The 22519-nt window shown below is 58.7% G+C and carries 14 protein-coding genes and 4 pseudogenes; 7 read left to right on the forward strand and 11 right to left on the reverse strand.

The features are described from left to right. The 3 genes from BRAGE_RS0129190 to BRAGE_RS51800 are packed head-to-tail and all read left to right on the forward strand — an operon-like array spanning position 1 to position 2608. Positions 1-936, forward strand: a complete 936-nt coding sequence (locus tag BRAGE_RS0129190; RefSeq protein WP_035730188.1) for an ABC transporter permease — start codon at positions 1-3, stop codon at positions 934-936. After that, on the forward strand, positions 937-1842 hold the full coding sequence (locus BRAGE_RS49655; RefSeq protein ID WP_051378118.1) for an ABC transporter permease: 906 nt from the start codon (positions 937-939) through the stop codon (positions 1840-1842). A 40-nt stretch (positions 1843-1882) separates the two neighbouring features. Then, the gene (locus BRAGE_RS51800) at positions 1883-2608 is read left to right on the forward strand and encodes a peptidase C39 family protein (RefSeq protein ID WP_159073959.1); all 726 of its coding nucleotides are present in this window, start codon (positions 1883-1885) and stop codon (positions 2606-2608) included. Between the two features lie 386 nt (positions 2609-2994). Here BRAGE_RS51800 and asnB read toward each other — a convergent pair whose 3' ends face one another. The 4 genes from asnB to BRAGE_RS0129220 form a co-directional block, all read right to left on the reverse strand. Next, entirely contained in the window at positions 2995-4887 is a 1893-nt protein-coding gene (gene asnB, locus BRAGE_RS0129205; RefSeq protein WP_027562791.1) for an asparagine synthase (glutamine-hydrolyzing), read from the reverse strand. Between the two features lie 205 nt (positions 4888-5092). Continuing rightward, complete coding sequence (locus BRAGE_RS0129210; RefSeq protein ID WP_027562792.1) at positions 5093-5896, reverse strand: formyltransferase family protein; 804 nt, start codon at positions 5894-5896, stop codon at positions 5093-5095. A gap of 29 nt (positions 5897-5925) precedes the next feature. Continuing rightward, the gene (locus BRAGE_RS0129215) at positions 5926-6537 is read right to left on the reverse strand and encodes a CDP-alcohol phosphatidyltransferase family protein (protein ID WP_027562793.1); all 612 of its coding nucleotides are present in this window, start codon (positions 6535-6537) and stop codon (positions 5926-5928) included. A 1142-nt stretch (positions 6538-7679) separates the two neighbouring features. Next, on the reverse strand, positions 7680-8117 hold the full coding sequence (locus tag BRAGE_RS0129220) for a hypothetical protein (RefSeq protein WP_027562794.1): 438 nt from the start codon (positions 8115-8117) through the stop codon (positions 7680-7682). 175 nt (positions 8118-8292) lie between these two features. Between BRAGE_RS0129220 and istA the strand changes: the two are divergent. Then, positions 8293-9671: pseudogene (istA, locus tag BRAGE_RS49665) on the forward strand (IS21 family transposase). 11 nt (positions 9672-9682) lie between these two features. Further along, positions 9683-10321, forward strand: a pseudogene (gene istB / locus BRAGE_RS0129240) (IS21-like element helper ATPase IstB); the annotation flags it as partial. Here istB and BRAGE_RS56465 read toward each other — a convergent pair. Both BRAGE_RS56465 and BRAGE_RS56470 read right to left on the reverse strand, forming a co-directional pair. Further along, positions 10255-11379, reverse strand: coding sequence for a hypothetical protein (locus BRAGE_RS56465; protein ID WP_199820252.1), 1125 nt, complete (start codon positions 11377-11379; stop codon positions 10255-10257). The pseudogene istB and the gene BRAGE_RS56465 overlap by 67 nt on opposite strands. Further along, positions 11376-12428 (reverse strand): recombinase family protein, encoded by a 1053-nt coding sequence (locus BRAGE_RS56470; RefSeq protein WP_199820250.1) that lies wholly within the window; start codon positions 12426-12428, stop codon positions 11376-11378. Before BRAGE_RS56470 ends, BRAGE_RS56465 begins: the two co-directional genes overlap by 4 nt. Before the next feature lie 505 nt (positions 12429-12933). Here BRAGE_RS56470 and BRAGE_RS53240 point away from each other — a divergent pair. Further along, a pseudogene (locus BRAGE_RS53240) lies at positions 12934-13053 on the forward strand (ATP-binding protein); the annotation flags it as partial. 917 nt (positions 13054-13970) lie between these two features. On the opposite strand, the gene BRAGE_RS54985 reads toward BRAGE_RS53240, so the two are convergent. The 4 genes and pseudogenes from BRAGE_RS54985 to BRAGE_RS0129260 all read right to left on the reverse strand — a co-directional run bounded on the left by BRAGE_RS54985 (position 13971) and on the right by BRAGE_RS0129260 (position 18270). Then, a complete protein-coding gene (locus tag BRAGE_RS54985) occupies positions 13971-14537 on the reverse strand; it encodes a hypothetical protein (protein WP_141263242.1) in 567 nt (188 codons plus the stop codon). Positions 14538-14578: 41 nt separating this feature from the next. Continuing rightward, positions 14579-15517: a hypothetical protein gene (locus tag BRAGE_RS54990; RefSeq protein ID WP_141263240.1), complete on the reverse strand. Its 939-nt coding sequence runs from the start codon at positions 15515-15517 to the stop codon at positions 14579-14581. 1168 nt (positions 15518-16685) lie between these two features. After that, positions 16686-17384, reverse strand: a pseudogene (locus BRAGE_RS53245) (integrase core domain-containing protein). 319 nt (positions 17385-17703) lie between these two features. Beyond that, a complete protein-coding gene (locus BRAGE_RS0129260) occupies positions 17704-18270 on the reverse strand; it encodes a hypothetical protein (RefSeq protein ID WP_027564518.1) in 567 nt (188 codons plus the stop codon). A 2376-nt stretch (positions 18271-20646) separates the two neighbouring features. On the opposite strand from BRAGE_RS0129260, the gene BRAGE_RS0129265 reads away from it, so the two are divergent. Then, positions 20647-20880 (forward strand): hypothetical protein, encoded by a 234-nt coding sequence (locus BRAGE_RS0129265; RefSeq protein ID WP_028146395.1) that lies wholly within the window; start codon positions 20647-20649, stop codon positions 20878-20880. Between the two features lie 732 nt (positions 20881-21612). On the opposite strand, the gene BRAGE_RS49690 is transcribed toward BRAGE_RS0129265, so the two are convergent. Beyond that, positions 21613-22275: a type VI secretion system ImpA family N-terminal domain-containing protein gene (locus BRAGE_RS49690; protein ID WP_027564517.1), complete on the reverse strand. Its 663-nt coding sequence runs from the start codon at positions 22273-22275 to the stop codon at positions 21613-21615. Positions 22276-22519: the final 244 nt, after the last annotated feature.

The following is a 22519-nucleotide window of genomic DNA, read 5'->3' on the forward strand; positions in this document are numbered from 1 at the left end:
ATGAGGCGCAACACGCGGAAGATATTTGCGAGCAAAATTGCTCGCGCATTGGTCACACTCGTTTTGATGGTAACAAGCGTATTCGTTCTTATGCGCTGCGCGGGCGATCCGGTCACCGTCTTACTCGGGCCGGACGCGACGGCGGACATGCGGGCCGCATACTCCGGCGAATTGGGGCTCGACCGCCCGATCCTAGCGCAGTATCTAGCCTATCTTCATAACATCGTCCGAGGAAGCTTAGGCGTCTCTTACGTCTATCGACAGGATGCACTCGGTGTCGTCCTCAGCCACCTTCCACTGACGCTGACACTCACCTGCTCTGCTCTTACTTTGGCGGCGCTCGCAGGCGTTGCGGGAGGAATAACTGCCGCGGTGTTTCCGTCGAGCTTCATAGGCCGTGCGTGCACGATCGGAACCGTCGTAGGATTGTGCGTTCCCAGCTTCTTCCTGGCGATCGTGCTGATGCTGGTGTTCTCAATCCAGCTCAATTGGTTGCCAACCGGCGGCGCCGAGAGCTGGCGCAGCTTGGTTCTGCCGGCAGTAACCATGGCGGCCGCAAGCTCCGCCGTACTTGCCCGCTACACCCGCGTGGCCGTTCGCGAAGCGCTGGACAGCCGGTATGTGTTGGCTGCGTTAGCGCGGGACATTCCGTTCTGGCGGATATTGATACACCACGTACTACCCAATGCGGCGGTGCCGATCCTGACCATACTTGGCCTGCTCATCGGCGGAGCGGTAACCGGTTCGACAGTGGTCGAGACGGTCTTCTCATGGCCGGGTATCGGAAACCTCTTCGTCACATCCGTCGGCAACAGGGACGTTCCAGTGGTGCAGGCTATTGTCCTGCTTGCTGGCACTGCGATGATCATGACCAACCTAGCCGTCGATCTCGGCTACGCCTGGCTCGACCCGCGGTCGAAATCCTCGGAGAACTAAATGAGCACCGCCTGGGCGCATGAATGGGCCCGAAATATCTTCCGTTCTTCGAAAGACCGTCGCGATGTGCGTAAGCCACCCCAAATTGGACTCTATGTTGGCGCCGTATGGATTGTCGGATGCCTGTTGATTGCCGCACTGGCCCAGGTGATTTCCCCCTATCATCCAGCACAGATCTCCTTGGATGCACGGCTTTCGCCTCCACTATTCTTCGGCGGCACGATTGAACATTTGCTGGGCACCGACGAGCTCGGTCGGGATGTGCTGGCTCGGTTGATATATTCAATCCAGATCAGCATGCTCGTTGCGGTGGGCGGGACCTTCATCAGTACTCTGCTGGGCGTTTCGTTAGGCTTCCTCGCTGCCGAGCTCGGCGGACTGATCGACGAGGGGGTCATGGCACTGATCGATATGCAGGCTGCTGTGCCATTCATGATGACCGCACTTCTTGTCATAACGATATTTGGCAATTCGCTGGCACTCTTTGTCTGTCTTGTGGGCCTGCACGGTTGGGAGCGCCAGGCCCGCATCGCGAGGGGGCTTGCTTTGACGGCCCGCAACCGGCTCCATGTAACGGCCGCGCGGACCTACAACGCTTCGCGGGTTCATATCTACGCAAGGCATATTCTCCCAGCCTGTGCACCGACCATCGTGGTCGGCATGACACTTGGCCTCACCGAGACGGTTCTCCTGGAAAGCACCCTGAGCTTTCTTGGGCTGGGGATACAGCCGCCGATGTCCAGCTTGGGCAATATGGTGGGATTCGGCAGAGACTATTTGATGACCGCATGGTGGATCGCCCTCGCGCCCGGGCTCGTCATCGCAACGACAGCGGTTGCTCTCATGACAATCAGCGAGGCGCTGCGCCAGACGGGATCTCGCTCAGCTTTCTTCACATTCACCTGAGATGATGTCGCGTCCCGACTTCGAAAGCTCAACGAATCACATGGTCAGGAACGTTCCTCTGTATCGACAAAAGAGGAAATTCACCTGTGGACCATCTTCCCTGATGATGGTCATGTCCGCTCTCGACGAGCGATATCAGCCGAATGAAACAGCTGAGCTCGAGATCTGGCGAGAGGCAACAACCATTCACGGCGGCTGCGGACCGGTTGGCCTGGCACTAGCCCTCAAACGGCGCGGCTTCGCAGCGCTTGTTGTCGTGAGCCATGATGGGCTTTTTCTCAAATCTCGCGCTTCGCAAGGCGGCGAGGTGGAGGTGATGCAGATTCTCCAGGAGCGAGATCTAGCCGAGGCATACCAGCGCTGCATCCCCGTCCATCTTGGCACCTACAGCCTCGATGACCTCTCGAAATGGATGGCGGTGGGGTGGTACCCTATCGTGATGGTCAGCATTGAGTTCGAAGCTAAAATGATCACTCATTGGGTGGTGGTGACTGGGACGGACGCCGATTACGTATTTTTCAATGATCCTCTCAAAGATCCCACTGAGGCAGATGCTGCCACGCGCGTTGACCACGCGAGCTTTGCCAGCATGACCGAGTTCGGCCCTAACCGGGAAAAGGCTGTCATTCTTGCTGGCCTTCCAAAAATGGCGAATGTCGCGCTTCCGCTTCCCAGGATTGCTAGCCATCAACCTCGGCCTGACCCGCCAATCGGTTCCGGTTCGAATGCTGATGCCTCCGGTGGACGCGAAAAGCTTGACATATAGCGGCAGTGAGTGGCTTCGAATGGTGCCATAGAGCGGGCTCGCGGTCCGGTGCCGGTATACACTCGAGCTGGACAGCAGCAAACCGGCCATCATGAGGTCTGTCCTGCATTCCTACCACGCGTCCGTCAAACCGAGCTTTTTGCAGGGCGCGCGAACACGACAGGTCGTCTCTCAGCATCAACGTTCTTCTCGCGTACTAATCCACTGGCGTAGTTCGACCCAGTTCCAGCACACTCAGAACGCCTCATCCGCACTGGATTACGCGATCGCGCATCCATACATTTCTGGCGGCTGGCATTCTCCTGTTCCAAACACCGATCGGCTCGTCTTCCGCTAAGCGGTGGGGCGTTGCCTTGGCTCCCCCCGCATCCGGTCCCTACCAACAGCTATGAAGGCAGTTGACGAAGGAAGACCTCCAGATTGCAGATCAACCAGAGCTGTTTTCCGAATGCATCGTTTGCCGCTTGAGAGCGGCGCGCATACCATCGGCGGAGAGCACCAATGTCGAGATAGTCAGCGATCGCGGGAGAGTCTTTGAAGATTAAGTCACGAAAGGGCGCCGAGCTCTGCTCTGTGGCCCACTTACCTAGAGGCAGCGGAAACCCAAGTTTTTTTCTCGTGATCACACTTGTGGGTAGATGATCTCGGTAAAGACTGCGCAGAGCGGCCTTGGAGACGTCAAGCGTTTCGCTAAATTTCGCAATGGGCTGGAGGGCCGCCTGAAACGGGGCGAAGGCATGTTTCCAACTCAGATGTTCTGAGAACGACATGCGCAGAGCTAGCGCAACGATTCGGTGGTCTGTGAAGGGAACGCGAGACTCCACGCCCGCCGCCATTGTGGTGTTGTCGACCATTTCAAGCAGCGCCGGCAGATGATGCCGTACAAAGAATTGCCTTATGCGCTCGACCGGGGTGGCGCCACCTGAATGGTAGGCATCGTTCATCCAATCGATCAGCTCCGCATCGTGAACAATCTCCTTTCTCCATTCCGGTGTCGCCAGCAACAGCTTCTCGGCTTGGGGAAAGTAAGTGTACCGCGCAAGGAAGAACTCAAATTCGCCCGCCTTGAACTTGGGGAGACCGAGATGGCGTCGCACCGGGCGGCCAATGACATCTGGCAGAGCGGCCAACAGCGCCTGTCGACGAAGGTCGAAGGGCAATCTGAAGATCCGGCTATATCCGAGGAATATCTCGTCGGCACCTTCGCCGGTAAGGAGAACCTTGTGCGATTGGCTGACTGCTCGCGCAAGCAAATACATCGCCGCTTCGTTGTGCATGCCGACCGGATGACCACGTAACGCGGTAAGCCGCGTAACGACATCCAGGCTCGTTGCCCCTGGCAGCCGAACCAAGACGTGGGCGAGCTTGAGAGATTTCGCGACCGCAACCGCATAAGGGCTTTCATCGTACGCATCCTTGCTTACGATTCCAGTAAAGCATGTCGGCCTTTGCGACGAGTGCCTTGAAAGCTCGAAAGCCAAGATGCTGGAGTCGAGCCCTCCGGAAAGCAGCGCCGCGACTGGAGTGTGGGGCAGCAAATGTTCCTCCACGGCGCTGCCAATCAAGGTTTCAAGAGAATCGCAATCGCCACCATCATCGAGGTAGGCAGGATCCGACCAACACGTCTGCTCGTGCGATTGAGCCGTGATTTTCAGCCAGGTTCCAGGTTGCAGCTTTCGAACATCTGCAAACAACGTCCTCTCGCCGAAAACGGCGCGGTAGGAGAGAAAGCTTGATAATCCGACCGGATCGAGCTTCGCGCGCACCCTAGGCCACTGCAGGATGGCTGACGGTTGTGAGGCAAAGACAAACCCATTATCCACGCAAGCGTAATATAGCGGTTTGACTCCGAGCCGATCTCTGACAAGGAACGCTGCCCCCGTCTTTTGATCGTAGATTGCGAAAGCAAACATTCCCCGCAGACGTTTGACGCTATCAATCCCCCAACAAGCAAATGCCTTGCAAAGTACTTCCGTATCCGACTCAGTGCGAAATCGGTATCCGCGCCGGAGCAGGTCCCGCCTTAAATCACGGTAATTGTAGATCTCGCCGTTATACGTGAGGGTCAAGCCGAATTCCTCATCGAGAAACGGTTGGTTTGACCTAGGATCGGGATCGATGATCGCGAGCCTTCGATGCGCAAAGGCAAAGGAAGAGGTCACGCAACTACCACTCGCGTCAGGGCCCCGATGGGCCAGGCTCTGAGCGCAACGCGCGAGGTTCCGCTCGGTCACTGACAGATCAGTAACCCGTCCGATGAATCCGCAAATCCCACACACAGCTAGCCTCCTGCGTGTCCAGCCGGCTCACACGCGGTCGGGGGGCCGGCGCCTCTCGATGGGCTGGATGCTACAAAAACAACCTCCAGAGCTAAGACCACGTTCAGTCAATGAGCGGAAGTTCGCAGGCAACACTTTGGCTCCGCGGACGGCCTCGAGAAGCGCGATCTCATATTCCGGGCGAGCTTCCGCGGTGCGAGCCAAGTCAAGCCTTACCCTGGTGGTGAACGTCCCGAGCGAGCGTCCGAACCTCATTGGTCATGACTCGTTCGACAAGCCACTTTGGAGGCTCAATGCGTGGTGGAAGGTATAGAGCGCGGTAGAGCCGATCGAGTTCTTCGGTGCTGCGCGGAACGTCTGCCGAATCCAGAAGTGAGGCCATCGTGCGCATGGGATAGAAGCAAGCCTTGCGCTTTTCTTGAGCGATCAACTTGTCTTGTGAGCGACACGACGCCGATCCGTCCAATAAACGCAGCCACACTTGGCAGAAGAGAGCGTAGCCATAAAGTTGCGCTCTGGTGTCTAAAGAGAGGGCGGTCTCAGAAGGCAGCACGGGGAACCGCAATTCGCCGAGAATATCGCCCCTATCGACGCGCTCTGAGAGATAGTGGACAGTTACCCCAAAGCTCTTCTCGCCATTGAGTATGGCATGCGTCCGCGCAAAACTGCCGCGATATTCAGGCAGCGGGCCCGGATGAAGATTAATACCCCCTCCATCGAACCGTGCGAGGATATGGGGCGGGAAAATCTTGTTCCACATGACGCTTACGAGAAACGTCCCGAGAGGAGGAACATCATCTATCGACGCGAAAAAGGGTACTCCGAAGCGGTCTGCGACTTCCCAAAGCTCCTCACTGGTCTCATGCCTCCACCAAGTTTTCTCGTACCGAGAAGCGCCGAGAATCCCGGCGATGTGGTCTTTGCCGCAGGTCTCGATGACGAACAGAAGACAGCGGGTCGCAAGTCCCCTGGTGCCGGCAAATACCACGCGGTTGATTGAGCTTGACATTTCTCGTCCTTACGACATTGCAAGCCCGCTTATTGACCCGCTCTACTCGTCATCAATAGTCCGGCGGAAGCAGTGGCCGCCACGCCGATGGTTATCACATGCACAAGACTGCCAGAGGCTTTGATCTTGAACGGGGCGATGTGGAGCAACGATAGCGGTACAATGAATGCGGGAAGAACCACACCCAACTCAAGCGGCGCGATAGTGTGGTCAACCAGCAAGATCGCGGCAAGTATCGGCAGAGCGTAAGAGAGAGGTAGACCGGTCGAACGACCACGCTCGTCCAATCCGAAACAGTCAAAATATGCCAGACGAAGAGCTCCGATCAGCATCACGAATGCTGTGAACACCGCAGATGCTGGAAACTCCATAAAAGATGCGACGACAATCGCCGGGATGACTGATCCAAACAAGAGGTCAGAGAACGCATCGAGAGCTTTACCAATGGTTTTGGTGGCCATCGTTCGATTCTTGGTGCGCCGGGCAATTTCCCCATCAACATCGTCAAGGATGATCGCCCAGAGTCCGAGCGCTACTCCGGCCTCATATTGTCCTTTCACCACGAGCCCCATCGCTGCGCCAGAACACAGGAGCCCCACGGCAGTAACGGCATTTGCGCGGTCAGATAAATATGCGATCATCGAACCTCGATGTTACTCTTCTGCCGAGAGCGATCGAATTCTCAGCCCTTGCGGCTGGTTGCCAACCGCAACTGCAACTTAACTTGGGCTAGGCCCCGAATGTCCGCAAACTACCGGTTCTAGTAGCTCAGCTTAGTGGTTCCGCGAGCTAAGACAGCAGCTCTTCCCTTCATACCAATGTGGGGGACGAGGCGAGCTCGAGCTGTGGTCGGCTGCCTTGACTTTCTTTCCCATAGACTTTGCTGTTCAATCGCGTCCGCCAGCGGGCGCTTGTTGACACGCGCCAGGCAAGACGCAAACGCGAATGGCGGTCGCGATCGCGATGACCGAGTCTAGAGTATCAGATAATCCCAACGTGCAGCTCCTCAGCGGGGCGGCATCTGTCATTTAGAGCTTTGGCCCGGCGAAGCCGAGATACGTCTCCCATTCGGCGCTGCAGTTGGACCGCCCAGTTGATCGCCCCTCTCGCACACCATGGCTCTCCAGAATGTGCGCTAACGTCGCGCGCGGGGTTGATGAGCCCAAACTCAGACACTTGCGATCGCTCATCTAAGGTGGCGGACATTTATTGACGATCCGGTTCACGTCGGGCTCGCCGTCAGGCGAGCAGCGTACTTCTTCAACGGTCTGGCTCCCCCTTCGATCGGGCACTAACGAGTGCGAATGAGAGCGTGCTTCCTACTGCGCAGACGGCTAGAGAGGCCAAGGCAAGTGCCACACCATAGTTATTCTGGACGAAGCTGAAGAGAAATGGCACAAAGGACGCCTTCGACAATCGGAAGGTCGTGATCAACCCGACCGTGCTCCATACCCATCCGGTCCGAAGACTGAGAGCGGCAAGCTTCCACGACAGATGCTGTTTAGACCAGAGCTAAACCCAACGAGGGCAATGAAGATTACAATTGAAACGAGCGAGTGCGACGCTAGTATAATAGCGAATGTCGCCGCCGAGAGCATAACGCATGAGAGAATGGTGAGTTGGATAGGGGATGCCCTCTCGCTAAACGACCCTGCAAATAGCCGCACTGCAACCTGTGACGGGCCGAAGAGCGTGGAAACCAAGGCTGTCTCCTGCAGGTCTAAGCCGATTGACGAAAGGATGGGAATCATTCGGCTGAGTAATGCTGAAAAAGCAAATGTCGTCAGCGAGAAGCTACCGTCATGAGGACGAGATCAATCAGCTTGGAAGAGGGCTGGTCTTGCGAGCCACAGACCGTGTTCTGATCTCCAAGCCTTGCGGAGGACTTCCCATGAGCCAATTGGATCAAAGGCAGGGCGAGGAGAACATTGCAGCTGCCATAGATCCAACAGACTTGCCTCCAGCATATCGAAGTGAGCAACAACGAGGTCAACGGCCAAAACAGCGTTGACGAGAAACCGACGATCAATGTCAAGGCAGCCATTTGCCGTTTCGCATGAACCGCATCTCGCTGTACCAAGAACACGAACGCAGCCTCATAAAAGAGAAATGCCGACGCAAGTTGCATACCGAATAGGGCGATTGCAAAAACGACCGCATTCCAAGAAGTTGCTGCAATTCCCAGGCTAGCATGCGGATTCCGCTCGATGTCGCCCAGCATTCCGAGATGATCTCGCCCACCATTCCGATTTGAAGTCGCCCACCCGTTCCGAGATGATGTCGCCCACCATTCCGGGATGATGTCGCCCGGGTGACGAGGCCTCTTCTGGCTCCCATAGGGTCAACCCTTTCGGCTTTGCGAAGGGGGACCCTGGATGCCGACGGAGAGGCTTGCGATGCGCCGTGTGCGCGATGTGATCAGGATGAAGGCGGCTGGGCTGCCGAGCCGCGAGATTGCGCGGCGGATGGGCGCGGCGCCCTCGACAGTGCGGTTGACCATCCGGCGGTTCGAGGCCGCAGGCCTGAGCTGGCCGTTGCCCGACGAACTCACGGACGCGGCCCTGGAGGCCCGCCTGTTCGCCAAGACCGGCAACGGCAACCGGCAGGGTCACCGCCGCATCGTCGAGCCCGACTGGGCGGCGGTGCACCGCGACAAATTGTTCGTCGACTACGCGGGCGACGGCGTGCCGGTGGTGGTCGACCGCCTCACCGGCGAGCGGAGGACGGCGCAGGTCTTCGTCGCCGTGCTCGGTGCCTCGAACTTCACCTATGCGCAGGCGACGTGGACGCAGGGGCTTGCCGACTGGATCAGCGCCCACGTCGGCACCTTGGCGGCGATCGACGGCGTGCCGGCGCTGTTGGTGCCTGACAACAAAGGTCGCGGTCATCAAGGCGAGCCTCTACGACCCGCAGATCAATCGCACCTATGCGGAGATGGCGGCGCATTACGGCACGGCCGTCTTGCCGGCGCGACCACGCAAGCCGCGCGACAAGGCCAAGGTCGAGCAGGCTGTCCTCATCGTCGAGCGCTGGCTGCTCGGCCGCCTGCGCCACCGCGTCTTCTACAGCCTCGCCGAGGTCAACGCGGCGATTGGCGAGTTGCTCACCAGGCTCAACGAGGAGCGGCCGATCCGGCGGCTCGGCGTGACGCGCCGCCAGCTGCTCGAGGAGATCGACCGGCCGGCGCTCAAGCCATTGCCGACAAGCCCCTACGTGCTCGCCGAGTGGCGGATCCGCCGCGTCAGCCTCGATTACCACGTCGAGGTGGAGAAGCATTATTACAGCGTCCCGCATCGCTTCGCGCGTACCGAGGTGGAGGTGCGGTTCACCGCCCGCACCGTAGAGATCTTCCACAAGGGCGAGCGGATCGCCGCGCATCAGCGCATGAGTGGCAATCACAAACACACCACCGTGCCGGAGCACATGGCCTCCAGCCATCGGCGCTACGCCGGCTGGACCATCGCGCGCATTCCGCCAGGACGCTGCCGCGATCGGGCCGGCAACCAGCGCGTTGTGCGACCTCATTCTCGGCGAGCGCTCGCACCCCGAGCAAGGCTTCCGCGCCTGCCTCGGCATCCTCAGGCTTGCCGCCTCCTATGGGCGCGAACGGCTGGACGCCGCGGCTGCGCGGGCGATCGACATCGGTGCGCGCACCTATGGCTCGGTCAAGTCGATCCTCGCCAACAACCTCGATCGGCGTCCCGCTCATCAGCGCTCCGCGGACGATGCGCCGATCCTGCCTGCCAACATCCGCGGACCGCGCTACTACAATTAGGAGACCATCCCTTGCTCACCCATCCGACCCTCGATCGCCTCAACGCCCTCGGCCTCCGCGGAATGGCCAACACCTTCGCCGACATCGAAGCAACCGGCGAGGCCGCAAGCCTCGGTCACGCCGAATGGCTTGCGCTGCTGCTCGAACGTGAAGCCTCGCTGCGCCACGACAAGCGGCTCGCCACCCGCCTGCGCTACGCGAAGCTGCGTCAGCAGGCGTGCGTCGAGGACATTGACTACCGCACCCCGCGGGGCCTCGACCGCCCGTTGTTCGCCAAGCTTGTCGAGGGCCGCTGGATCGACGACCATGCCAACCTGCTGATCTGCGGCCCGGCCGGGGTCGGCAAGAGCTGGCTCGCCTCGGCGCTCGGTCACAAGGCCTGCCGTGACAATCGCTCCGTGCTCTATCAACGTGTTCCGCGGCTGTTCGATGACCTCGCTCTCGCGCGCGGCGACGGCCGCCATCCGCGCCTATTGCGCGGGCTGGGCCGTGTCGATCTGCTGATCCTCGATGACTGGGGACTTGAGCCGCTTGACGCCGGTGCCCGTCACGACCTCCTGGAAATCCTCGAAGATCGCTACGGTCACCGTTCCACCATCGTCACCAGCCAGCTCCCCGTGGACCAGTGGCATGTGCTCATTGGAGAGCCGATGACTTCATGATGCATCCTTCTTCGGACGCTTGGTGCGTCGTACCCGGTTGCGAAGCTGAGTAATTTGCTCGTCTGAGAGCTCGATCTGCCATGGCTGGCCTTTGGCCAACTGGCGGCCGGCCAGCAATCCGCGCGCGAGATAATCGAATACGGTTTGCGGGTTACTCCGAGCTCGGCTGCTGCGCCTTGAATCGAGAAGCTACCGTCGGGCCAGCGCATCGGATTCTTGTCCACGCCGTTGATCTTGACGGTGGGAATGCCCCAGCGGGTGCGCAACACCCACACGTTCTCGCCTTTGAAGACGCAGCCTCGGGCCGCGACGAAGCCTTCTTGATTGAGTGTTGCCGCGATCTCGCCATCCATTTTGTGTTCAGCATTCAACTCGACGATCCGTTGCCGCAACCGATCAATGTCGATGTAATTGCGGTAGGTGTGAACGCGCCGTTGGACGTGATGCTCGCTGGTTGCGCCGGTCTGCCAGACGATCTTGAGCCACACCTGACCTCGGGTCCGCTTCTGATCAAGAACGACTTCGCGGATGACAAATCGCAGAATGCGTTTGCGATCGGCTGCCGACGTGGTGGCCGCGTTCCAAATCCGCGGCAGGTTCTCGCCGAGCGCTTGTAGCCCTGCGCGTTCCGCCGGGCCAATCAGAAGCGGCTCTTGCGCGCGCCAACGCGCCTGCTCCTGCTCGACGGCCTCGACGACACGCAGCTTCTCTTCGCAAGCCCGCTCAAGTGAGCGCGCCACAAGACGGTTCTCGGGCTCTACGGCGTCATACTGACGCCGAGCGCGCTCGGCCTCGTAGCGGGCGCGCTCCACGCGAACCGCCCACTGGCGCTCGAGCTGACGGCTCTCCTGCTCCAGTTGGCGCGCCGCCGCGAGTGCGATCTCAATCTGATCCGGCATCAGGGCGTCGAGGACCACCCGCTCGACCAGCGCGTCAACTGCCAAGGCCCGGACTTCCTGGCACAGCGCACTGCCTTGCTGGTCCCGATCCGAGCGGCAGCAATAAACCGGATAGTCGGCATTCGGGCCCGTGTAGCGCATGCTCATGCGCCGTCCACAACGGCCGCAGATCGCAAGTCCTTGTAACAGGGCTGCCCCTCGCGCGGTACGCCAGCGTGTCCTGCCTCATAGCGACAGAGGTTATCTGCCAGTCGCCCCTGGTTGGCCATGAACTCCTCCCAGCTGATATAGCCTGGGTGGGCGGCGTGGAGGCAAACCGCCCAATCCGCGATCGCCACCTTGACCGTTCCCGTCAGCGATCCCGGCCGGCATCGGCTCGGATCCTTTTGCCGGCGGCCATAAACATACGCCCCAGCATAGGCCGGATTTTGAAGGATACTAAGGACGTGCACGTTATCTGGGGCACGCCAGACGACCTCGTGTGGAGCTGGTCCAAGCAGCGGCCGAACCGGCAATGACAATCCGTTCCGGTCCAAGTAACGCATCACACGGCGGGCGCTTTGCAGCTCCTGGAATTTGGCGAACACAAGGCGAAGGCGGGCCTGCACCTCCTCATCCGGATTGAGAATAATTGTGCCCGTGCGATCGTAGGCGAGCCCGGCTGGCAGGGGCAACCGCAGTTCGCCCCGCGCCGCCTTCTGGCGTTCCCCTTGGTGCAGGCGCATCCGAAGCTGATGCAGCTCCGCCTCGCTCATGATGCCGGACAAGCCCAACAGCAAGCGGTCATGATAGGCGCGCGGGTCGTAGAGCCGCTCGCCATCCGCAATGAGCACGCCGAATACCGAGCACAGTTCGAGCAGCTGATGCCAGTCCCGGTTATTGCGGGCCAAGCGCGAAGCATCGAGGCTCACCACAAGACCGGCGTTGCCAAGGCCGATCTCGGCAATGAGCTTCTGGAAACCATGACGATCCACGCCGCCAGCACCGGATTTGCCCAGATCCTCGTCAATGACCTGCACGCGCTCCGGCGGCCAGCCCAGACCAATGGCGCGATCAACGAGGCGGTACTGAAGCTCCGTGCTCTCCTGGTGCTGGCGCACCTGGTTCACGGATGACTGCCGCACGTAGACATAAGCCAACTTGGCACGGTGCGCGGTTGTGAGCCGCTCGTCAGCGACGTTCAAGCTGATCAGCACGACCCAGTCCCCTTCCGGGCGTGCCGGGGATCGCTTGCATTCGCCGCAGCAGCTCGGCGAGGATTTGAGCAATCTGGGTTTGCGTCGCGGTCGACAGATTCGGCCACAGGCGCGGAATGTCGGTCGTTGGACGGCCGGGTGGATTTGCCAAGGTCGGCAGGGGTCGATACGCAACGCGACCTGGAAGCGGTCGGTGGGTCATCGCGAATCACCTTCTCGTCGAGAAAGCCCAGACTCGCGCTCAAATGTTGCATCAATGGGATGAGCGTGCGCGCGCTGATGCGCAGCAGGTCGGCAATGCTGGCGCAGTTTGGCGGCTCAGCGAGATCTGTCGACGCGATGCGAATCCCCCGCCGCCGTCCATCCGGCAGCGCGACAACGATGTAGGCGGGACCGCGCCCCGATCGTTCCTTCAAGACGGCAAGCCGCCGCCCAAAGAGAAAATGATGCGGGTCGGTAATCGTGACGTGAGACACGACCCGGTCAAGAATAGGGGCACCTTGCCGTGTTCGGTGATCCCACCTATGCCGACGCCGTACTCGATCGCCTCGTCCACAACGCCCATCGGCTCGACCTCACCGGCGAGAGCCTGCGCCGAACCCGGCAGTCCGCCCGAAAGGCCTGAGACCGTGACGCTGTGGACATGCCGCTGCGCTTGGACAACGCCAAGGCGTTGCCCACATGCCCACAGCAACCGCAACAGAAACACAACAGGTTCAAGCCGCGATTCCAGTTGACCGCGCGGCTGGCCTAATGCCAGAGAACCTAGGCAGCCAGAACGCCTCGTCCCCGGGCGAGATCAAATCGGAAAGGTGGGCGACATCGTCTCGGAATCCCCGGGCGACTTCATATCGGTACACCCGGGCGACTACGTCGGAATCCGCAGCTAGCAGCTCCAACGAACGAGGCGACTTTCATTGTGTTGCCTGCGCCGTATCGGTCCATCAGGCGACCGGCAACCAGCGACATCAGCGCACTGGCAAGCAAAGCAAAGGAGAAACAAGCGAGTAGCCACTCCTCTGACTGCGAGGTCATGGGAAGCCTCTTTTGCAATGGCCGTCACGCAATAATAAAGCGTGCCGTAGCTGATAATTCCTGCACCGCCCAGTGCCACAACGATCAGCCTATCATTCTCCCTGATGGGCGGCGATCTTCTCGATTCGGGTCGCATATCATCGAGTGCTTCAACTACCACGGATCACGCGTAATCGGCTCCGCTCGCCTCTCATTTCGCCCGAACAGATTTATTCCGGCGATGGTGAATGACACGAACTACGGGGCAAAGACGACTTTGACCGTCGTGGTCGCACCAATTGTATTGCCTCTGCCATGCGCCTTCGCGGTAGGTCGCGATCTCACCGTGGTCTGCACTGCACACATATTGAGCGGCCGGCCTGCACTTGGTCCGAGCCGGAAAAATACGCTTCAATCAGCTTGGCCACGGGTATCAACAGTATGCGAGCATGGACTGGGCTGAATTGTTCTCGAAGATGGTACTTCCTCATGATCTCCAATTTGCTCGGACTGGCTCTAGAGGACCGTTTAGCGACGACTTGCACATTTTACGCCGTCGGCCTGATTTGCTCGGATACGCGTGGCGCGCCAACTCGCTCGTCCGAATTGCCGCCTAAAGGTGAGACCGCTGTACTTGGCTGCGGACGCACCCAAGTGAACAACCCCTGTCAAAATGGCGTCGCGAAGCGTCCCTTCGAACTCGTAGTCCAAGGCCAAAGGATCGCCCGGCAATTGTGAAAACAGCTTCAATTTCGATCCAAATATGTTGCCTCGGCAATTACCCGAGACCTCGGCACCGATGTGCGTGCCCGCTATATTTTGGCGATCCTGTACCAGCAGAAACGAATGGACTGCGCTGCCGTGAAGAAAGTCGATAAAGACCTGCCATGCTCCCGCCAGCTCCCCGAAAACGCCCACTTGTGGTGCTGCTGGCGCTGAAGCCGGTTCTGCGATGGCATGAACGATCGAGCGGCCAACGATCTCGGCTTCGACTTTGGTCAGATTGGTCGGATCGACTACGATCCGTTGTGGGCGTTGCCAACAGTCGTGCAGCACAATGCGCGGACGCCCGCTGGCCAGCCTCCTGGCGATCACGTCCGCGTTTACTGGGAATGTCTTAGCCTGCCAGGAAACCGCTATTCGTGGATTGCAGAATGCAGAGCTGGCTCTATCTCTTCGACGGACAGGCCAGGCACGCTCAAAAACCCGCGCTTCATTATCGAAATACACTCGCGCCATCTTTCCATCGCACGAGCAGACCCTCCCTTTACCCATTGCTCCAACGCGACGTAAGCACCAATAATCTCGTCTTTACCAACCTTCATTGACCGACCAAACGATTGGCCAGGAGGTCCATTCAGGTACGCTGCTCGACATAGTCTTTCCGAGCCAAGTAAGAAGCCCGTAGATTGCGGTCCGCGGGTATACTTGCCACCTGAATGAATCAGTAGATCGGCTCCATTTTTAAGCCAAACGTTGGGAAAGCTTGGAGCTGCTCCGGCCCCGTCCACAATCAGCGGAACTCCCAGTTGTTTGGAGCGCAGAGCGATTTGGTCAAAGGACAAGACCGACTTTGGAATATCTGAGGCAACAAGGCATATTGCTGCGATCGTCTCAATTGGAAGCTGATCCACGTCTGCGGCACGGCCGATAGGAAGCACCATACAACCGACTGCTCGAATTGCATGCTCGTAAGCCATTCGCTGATCAGCAGCGACAACCACCACTTTCTCGCCTCGTAACGGGAGCTTCAGCATCTTTTCTGGATCGTTACCAGCTACGCAAGCAGCAACCGCCTGACTTACTGCTGCTGCACTTCCAGCGGTCACGAGCCCCCATTCGGCACCTGTGAGCGCAGCCAATTTCCGTCCAACCGCTTCCGCCAGTTCATCCAGAACGACAAAGCCTTGCCTGGACGCTTCCATTGCGGCGAGCACAGACCGCGTTGGATTGCATCCGCCGTAAGAGGTACGTACGCCGGTGCAATTAATGATCGGTTCAACGCCGAGATCCCGGAACATTTGACCTGCAGCGGGGCTGTCATGCGGCGCATGATCGCAATCATCTAAGCTCATTCAAGCACCTCTCTAACACTTTCGGTCAGAGCCGACGCCGATCGCACTGCGGACGTCAAGGAAACAAGAGTAGCTCGAGCGCGTACAAGATCTGGTCCCCTGCTCTCAGCAAAGGAGGCTGGAGCAGTCTTCGCAACCTTCTTCCGAAGGTCGACAAGGACCCGCGCATAGCGTCGGCGGTTCGATCTATGCTCAGCATCTAATAGCATGCGATTTGACGGACGTCCGTTATGCGGCTTTCCCTCCTCCGCCACCCATGACGGCGCCCCGAAGCATGATGTCTACTCGGCAACCCCTGCCGCGTCGCGAGCAAGAGCCATCAAAACTCGTGCCACTTCGCTGATGAGCCGGACTCCCACTTTATTTCTTCTCAATCCGTTCGGCTCTGCGACACAATCGAAACACGAGTGTGGCGAACCCAACAAACCTGACAAAGCGTCGTATCGCTTTGCTTACCGTTAGCGAGCTTTTCCCATTCCGATGATCGGAGCGTGAGTGCGTCATGTTGAGGCTTGTCCAGCGTTGACGATGCAGATCGCGAATTCCTGGTGCGTGAAGCAGTCGGCCGGCCAATTGCCGGTTCTGATCGCATCTCAACGATCGTCGACAAATCGCCATCGTTCGCCGATTTGACCGTTGAGCGGCGTCAGCAACGTGCATCATGTTTTCGGCACTTCAGACGCAGGGAGAAAACTCTCGCTGCTACCGCTCGATCCGGCGTCCGAGCGCATCTTGAGCCTGCGCAGCAGCGGCGCAGACTCCATAACAGCACGAATCGCATTCCGGACCCGCTCGTGAGACTGAGCCAGTCGCGCGCAGGGCCGAACGCCCCCGCCGTTGCGGTTCGGCTTATTCTTCGCCTTCGTAGAGCAGCTCGGGCGGCAGGTCCACCAGCGCCTTAACGATCCAACTCCGAGCAATCACATCTGACGGTTCCATGACGAGTACTCGCGCGTCTCTGAACGCGCGCTCGATCCACGCGACCGCCTTTCGATCTGCGGGTTTAGCAAACGTGTTGTTGATTGTAGAGCGATCTCACCAGACGCCACTCTAGAAGGACACGAACGCAGCTGACCTACAACCTCGCGCATGGTCAAATGGCCTCACTCTTTCGAAGATGTTGCTGCGCATTACCCGCGCGCCTGATTTGGACTCATGATCAATCCACTCAGAGATTGTTTGACGATGCGAGCCAAAGACAAACCACTTGACCTTGCCCCCAAGTTTTATCCAATCCTGAGTTCGCCCGGTCGTTGGATTTGCCCGGTTGGGCGGTGGGAGCGACGGGAGCTGGCGCGGAGCCTTCGGCATAGCGAAGCGCCAGATCCCGGCGCGGGTGACAGGTGAAGGCGAACTCGGAGGGCGTTTTCCGAGCTGCGAGTGGGGTCGTGCATCGTTGTAATCGGCCCGCCAGCATCCGAGTGCGACGCGAGCTTGGGCCAGTGACGTGAACAGCGTCTCGTTCAGCAATTCATCCCGCAGCCGGCCGTTGAAGCTCTCGATGAAGGCATTCTGCATGGGCTTGCCCGGCGCAATGTGGTGCCATGCGACGCGGCTCTGATCCGCCCATGTCAGGATGGCGTTGCTGGTCAGCTCGCTGCCGTTGTCGTTGACCACCATTTTCGGCTTGCCGCGCTCGTCATCAGCCGGTCCAGTTCCAGCAGCCGCTTCAGCCGCGTGTTCTCATCCTCCAGCGCCTTCAGCCGCTTAGCCTCCGACACCCCATATCGCCGAACTTCGCCTTCCATTTGTAGATGCTGGCGTCGCTGACGCCGTGCTTGCGGCACAGGTCGGCAACCGAAACGCCGGCCTCGTGCTCTTTCAAAATCCCGATGATCTGCTCTTCCGAAAAGTGGCTGCGCTTCATGCCCTGGTCCTTGTCGTGGGGCAGAACGAACTTCCAACTGGATTGAGCCCGTGGGGCAAGGTCAGTGCGGCGCACCCTAGCCGTCACCGTTTTCCTTGATCACCGGACCTCAGAGCAGGAAAAAACGGGGGCCGCCCGCTACCGGCAAGGGAACGCTAGTCGGCGTTCGCCTGCAGCCTGAGGAACTCTCAGCCGTCGACGAATGGATTGCAGAGCAGGACACGGCCCCCGGCCCGGAAGCTATTCGGACGCGCGGGCACTGAACGCGAAGCTGAAAGGGTAGCTTGCCTCTAGGCGCGGGAACCGGCTTCAACGGTTGCTAAGAACACCCGGAGTAGAGGTAAGAACGCTCCTCATCTTCGTGGGGTGGTCTCATCTTCCCGTATCTTTCGACGACCGCGTAAATCGCCTCATAATTTGAACGCTGCAGCTTCCCGCTGTACTCATACCCTTTTCGGGCAGCAATATTTTGCAATGTGGAATAGTAGCCGGGTAGATTTCTTTTTATTGCCTCTTCAATGCGCGGGACCAACGTTGCGTCTCGCGAGTGCGAATCCACCTTGCCGGCTAATATGGCGTTGCTAACTATAGTAAGCTGATGGAAATAGTTGTCGCCCGCCGTCGCAATCGACAGGAAATCATCGAACGTCGGCTCTTTCTTCTTACTGATATATTTCTGAAGGGCATTCGTGAATTCCTGATAGCGCGCGTTTTGCGCCAACATCAAGTCTCTGCCATTCTCGAAGAGTTTTTGTTTTGCGTCCAATCGCTCCTTTTTTGTCAGCGTCCATCGAGTCGCTAGAAAGCCGATCGCACCTCCAAAAATCCACTGGACCGGAGAGAAGTTATCCTTAGCGAGTCCAAACCAATAAGCGAGATCGATCACTTTTGTTCAGCTAGCCGTAACAACGTGTCAATGGTGTCCCCCTCCGATGCATAGACCCGCGTGCGATAGTCTGGGAAAATTTGCTTAGCTGCCGAATCCCCAGCAGCATCCCTCGCCATGCCTTGCCGGATGAGTTCTCGAACGCGATCGGCCCAACGACGGCCCTGCAAATCACTCGGTTCACTTGCGAGGCCATATTTTATAAGAAGTCCGTGACCTGCAGCAGCCATAAGCCCTCCCGTTTTAATATCCTCAATCGACCATAGAGGGTCCACGTTCGCGTTTTCAAGTATCAGATGTCAAGGAAGTCAAATAGTTGCGAATAACGAGTCTCGATGCGTTCTAACACCGTACTTTTACAGGGATCGGCGCGGGGTTGAAAGCCAGTTAGGTCAGGCCCAACTCTTCGCTAGCCCTCCCCAGTGTGGCGGATTGCCATGGCTGACAGACCCAGCGTCAAACTGATCAGAGTTGAAGATACCCCCTGTGTCGTCGCCAACGTGCGCGAGCCCGGCGATTCGATGGGCGACCCTTAAGTCGTTTTTAGACAAACAGACCAATCATGACGTGGAATGGACCGGTGAAGCGTGGGCCTCCAGCAAGAGTGGTGATTTCGGCGGATATGCCGACAACTACCCCGCCTGAGTGCTTTTGTCCGCACACTTAAAGGCCGCCGGTGAAGGCACTCAGTCGCGCCGCCCGTCAATTTACCCCCTTTCAACCAACGGGCTGTCGAGAGTGCAGTCGAAGTTCACGTTCCCGACCGTGCCTCGATGCTTCGAGATAAACTCCGGTATGCGGTTCGGCACGTCGTCGCTGCTGATCGTTCGCAAGATCAGCGCCTCCAGGGCGTCCTGGGCAAATATCCTGCCGCATGTCGTAATTGTACTTGCGACTTATGAGTGAGAGAACCCATTCGCAGTCTCCCGGCCCCATCTCGAATGGGGGAATTTCTGGCTGCGGCTCCGTGAGACTGAAGAAAGCCGGCGCGGGCACAATCTGAAAGCGCATCAGATGACTCCGCGAGAGCGGATGCCGGGCGTTGGAAATCATAAACCTATCGAGCTCCGGCTTGACGATGCGCCTAAACTTTAGAGTGTTGAAGCTGCAGATGGCCGGCGTTGTCGCTGTCCCGCGCGTACTCTGAGACAGGGTCCGGCCGCGCTGAACCGCTTCTACGACGCAGCGCTCTTGCTGAGGTATCATTGTCGGCGGGGCAAACGTCTCTCGCCACCGATGACAAATCCGGCAGTAGCGCTCGGGCCGCTTCGTTGTAAGCCGATCCTATGGCCAACGTTCGACCCAGCGAGAAAATGACCGCGCTTGCAATGGGTACGAGTAAGCTTCCGGCTGACACTCTGCCTTGCGGTGAGCGCATTCTTCGCGACCAGCGCCTTCGCTCAGCGCCCCCATTCCGGGTTTTCACGACAACGAACGAAGAAGGCCTCTCAACTCCCAATTCCGCGGCGCCGCACTCCGTCTGGCGCAAATTTGCCGGTCGTTACCGCCGTCACGGAAAAGCCGGCCTCAAGACGGGCAATGAAAGCCTCGGGATCCTTCAAACCAATTGCGCCCTCCCCTAAGCGCAGAATCGCGCTGCGGAAGGCGGCTCCTGAGACGCGGCGGCAAAGAGATCGGTGTGTGGTATCCACAATCGTGTCGCCGACGTGATCAACCTTAATCCCCGCGCGATCGTTATCTCTCCTGGTCCATGCACTCCAAGCAGGCCCGAGTATCTATGTCCGTTATCCGTCGTGCAGTTTCATCCGGAATCGATACTCGCCGAATACGGGTATCTGTTGCTCAAAAATTTCTTGCGGCTCGCAGCCCCTCGCTGAACCGAGGATGTAGGCCAAATCGACATGAGCAGGGAGCTGACATCCCCAAAAATGCCGAAGCAGCCAAGCTTCAGCGCTTGGTTGTGAGAACGGAATGACAAAGCTTGAGCTCGGCGTTCTATAGGCTGGTGTGACTTTCTAACATTGGCCTGCTGCCTCGCTAGAGATCGATCGCAGAGAAAAGCGTCAGAAGTCGCGCGCGTCGGTGCGGCGCCATGCGCAGAGCCGGTGCGTTTTGTAACACAGCGGGCGCGGAGTACAGAGCCAAAGCCATCAGTCACTCTCCGGATGCTCCGGAGTCCGTGCTGCCTGCCAGAACTGGCAGGGGACTCGGTTCAGGTTTGACGTATTCTGCAGCCGAACTCTATGGGGGGCGGCCCGAGCCACAGCTTAGGGGCGTCCGGGCAGTCGAACCGATGTTTGACGCCACCTATCCGTTGAGAGCCGTCATGTAAGCTAGCGTCACAATTTCGATCACGACTTGGAAGTCGGTGATCACTCGACTGGCCAACTTGAACCGCCAGGTCACGGATGAGACATGATGACTCAGCTTTTGGAGCCTCGTTGGCCTGACTCGGCTCCGCTGATTGTTTTTGTTGGCAGGGACCGGCGCGGTAACTGGGTTGCCCGCGAACAAGGGGGCTCCTTTGGCGGCCTTTTTGTCAACCGCGCCCAAGCTTTGAAATATGCTCTTGTCGAGAACGGCGGCCGTCCAGAGAGCATCATCGAGGTGACATGTGAGATCGAACTCGATATTCGGACCAACTCATGAACTACATGGAGAGCGTAGGCCGGGGATCCTCCAGGTGGGAATCCCATCGTTCATGTCATGATAGTCGTCCGACCTTGGCCTCGTGATAGTCTGAGGAGCAGCGGCTGCTCAGGCTTCGCGCTCGCTGCCTGGCAGGTCGGCGAAATCAAATTTATACGGATTGGACGCGATCGAGCCGATCGCCGTGCAGATGCGCAGCACGGTGGACAGCGCCTCGGGCGACGTCTCGTTCGGATCAGCTACGAAACGTCACCCCACACTTGCGTCGGAAGTGATCCGTCGCCCCCGATCTCCAATCGATACCTGACATCGCACTATTTCCCCGCAAGCTCTGAATGCACAAAGGAAACGGCAGGGGTGTGACGATTTAAGGCTGCACTCATTTTTTGATGCGCTTCTGCGATGGAATGATCGACTTTTGCGATGACCAAGAACTCACGTCCGCTTTTGATACCGCCACTCTTTCCTTTCGCCGCTCCGGTGCGGGCGATCGCGTCTGCCCCGATGCGCTGGCTGGCCAGATGACGCAGCCAAGGGATCCGGGTGACGCGTGCGAAAGATCGAATTCTGGCACGCCGGCAACGAAGCGAGATCCCATGTGAAGATCGCGATGACGCGACCCCGATATATCGACCTGTAGAAACCGGACGTGCGAGACTCGCACCTTTGCTGCACGGTATGGGCAAGCAGTCCATGAAGACAGGCCAATCTCCACCGGCGCTAGTCATAGCGCTAGGTTGGTTGCTGGCTGGTTGAGCCGCTCAGCCCGGAATGCAGGTGGAGCGATCGCCATTGCGACCGGACATGGGAATTGAGGCGAGTGGTGGCTCGTTCGTTATACGATTGCAGCGCCCGGAACAGCACGTCCAGAGTGACCCGCCCCTCGACCAGCTTCCCCTTGAGTTCGCGCCCCAATCCCTCGAGCGCATCACAAGCGGCAATCACTCCTGAAGCCTCGGCTTCAGTCGGCTCATTCGCTGCCAGCGCCGGTCCGAGGTGCAGGAGCCAATCGATCGCGGCGGCCCGCGCATCATCCCGCGTCTTCGACGGAAATAACTCCTCCCAGTGCGCTTCCACCATGCCATGCAGGACGCCCAGGCCGACGGCAAGACCCTCATATCCCTCGACCCGAAACAAGCCATAGGTAGCCCAGGAGGCGACCAGAATGTCTTTTGACCGGTTCGACAGGATGTTGAGCGACAGAGCATTGACCTTGACCCAGTCAACCGCAGCCGGCCCGTCCAGGTCCATGAGCCGAACCTCGGCCTCGAGCCGTTTGAAGACGGCTGTCTGTCGAATATTGTTGCCGGCAGGTCGAGGGCCAGGCACAGGCGTAGCACCGTGGCGCGAGCGCATAGCAATGTTGTCGCGGACCACGATCCAATAATCGATCACGCTGACAAAACCACACGCGCGTTGAGATGGGTCGCGTCATTGGAAAAGTCGATTTCGTGCCCGCTCCAGACAATGAACTGAGAGCAGATGATGTTGTAAGCCACCACTGCCACTCCTTGCACGGGCGCTGCTGTTGACGTGCCTCAATCAAGGCTCATGCCAATTCCGATAGCTTGATTGTAAACGCTATTTGCTTAATCGGACGTGTCATAGGCGCGACAACGTGTTGCACACCCAACATCAG

The organism is Bradyrhizobium genosp. SA-4 str. CB756 (assembly GCF_000473125.1).
Lineage (GTDB): Bacteria > Pseudomonadota > Alphaproteobacteria > Rhizobiales > Xanthobacteraceae > Bradyrhizobium > Bradyrhizobium arachidis.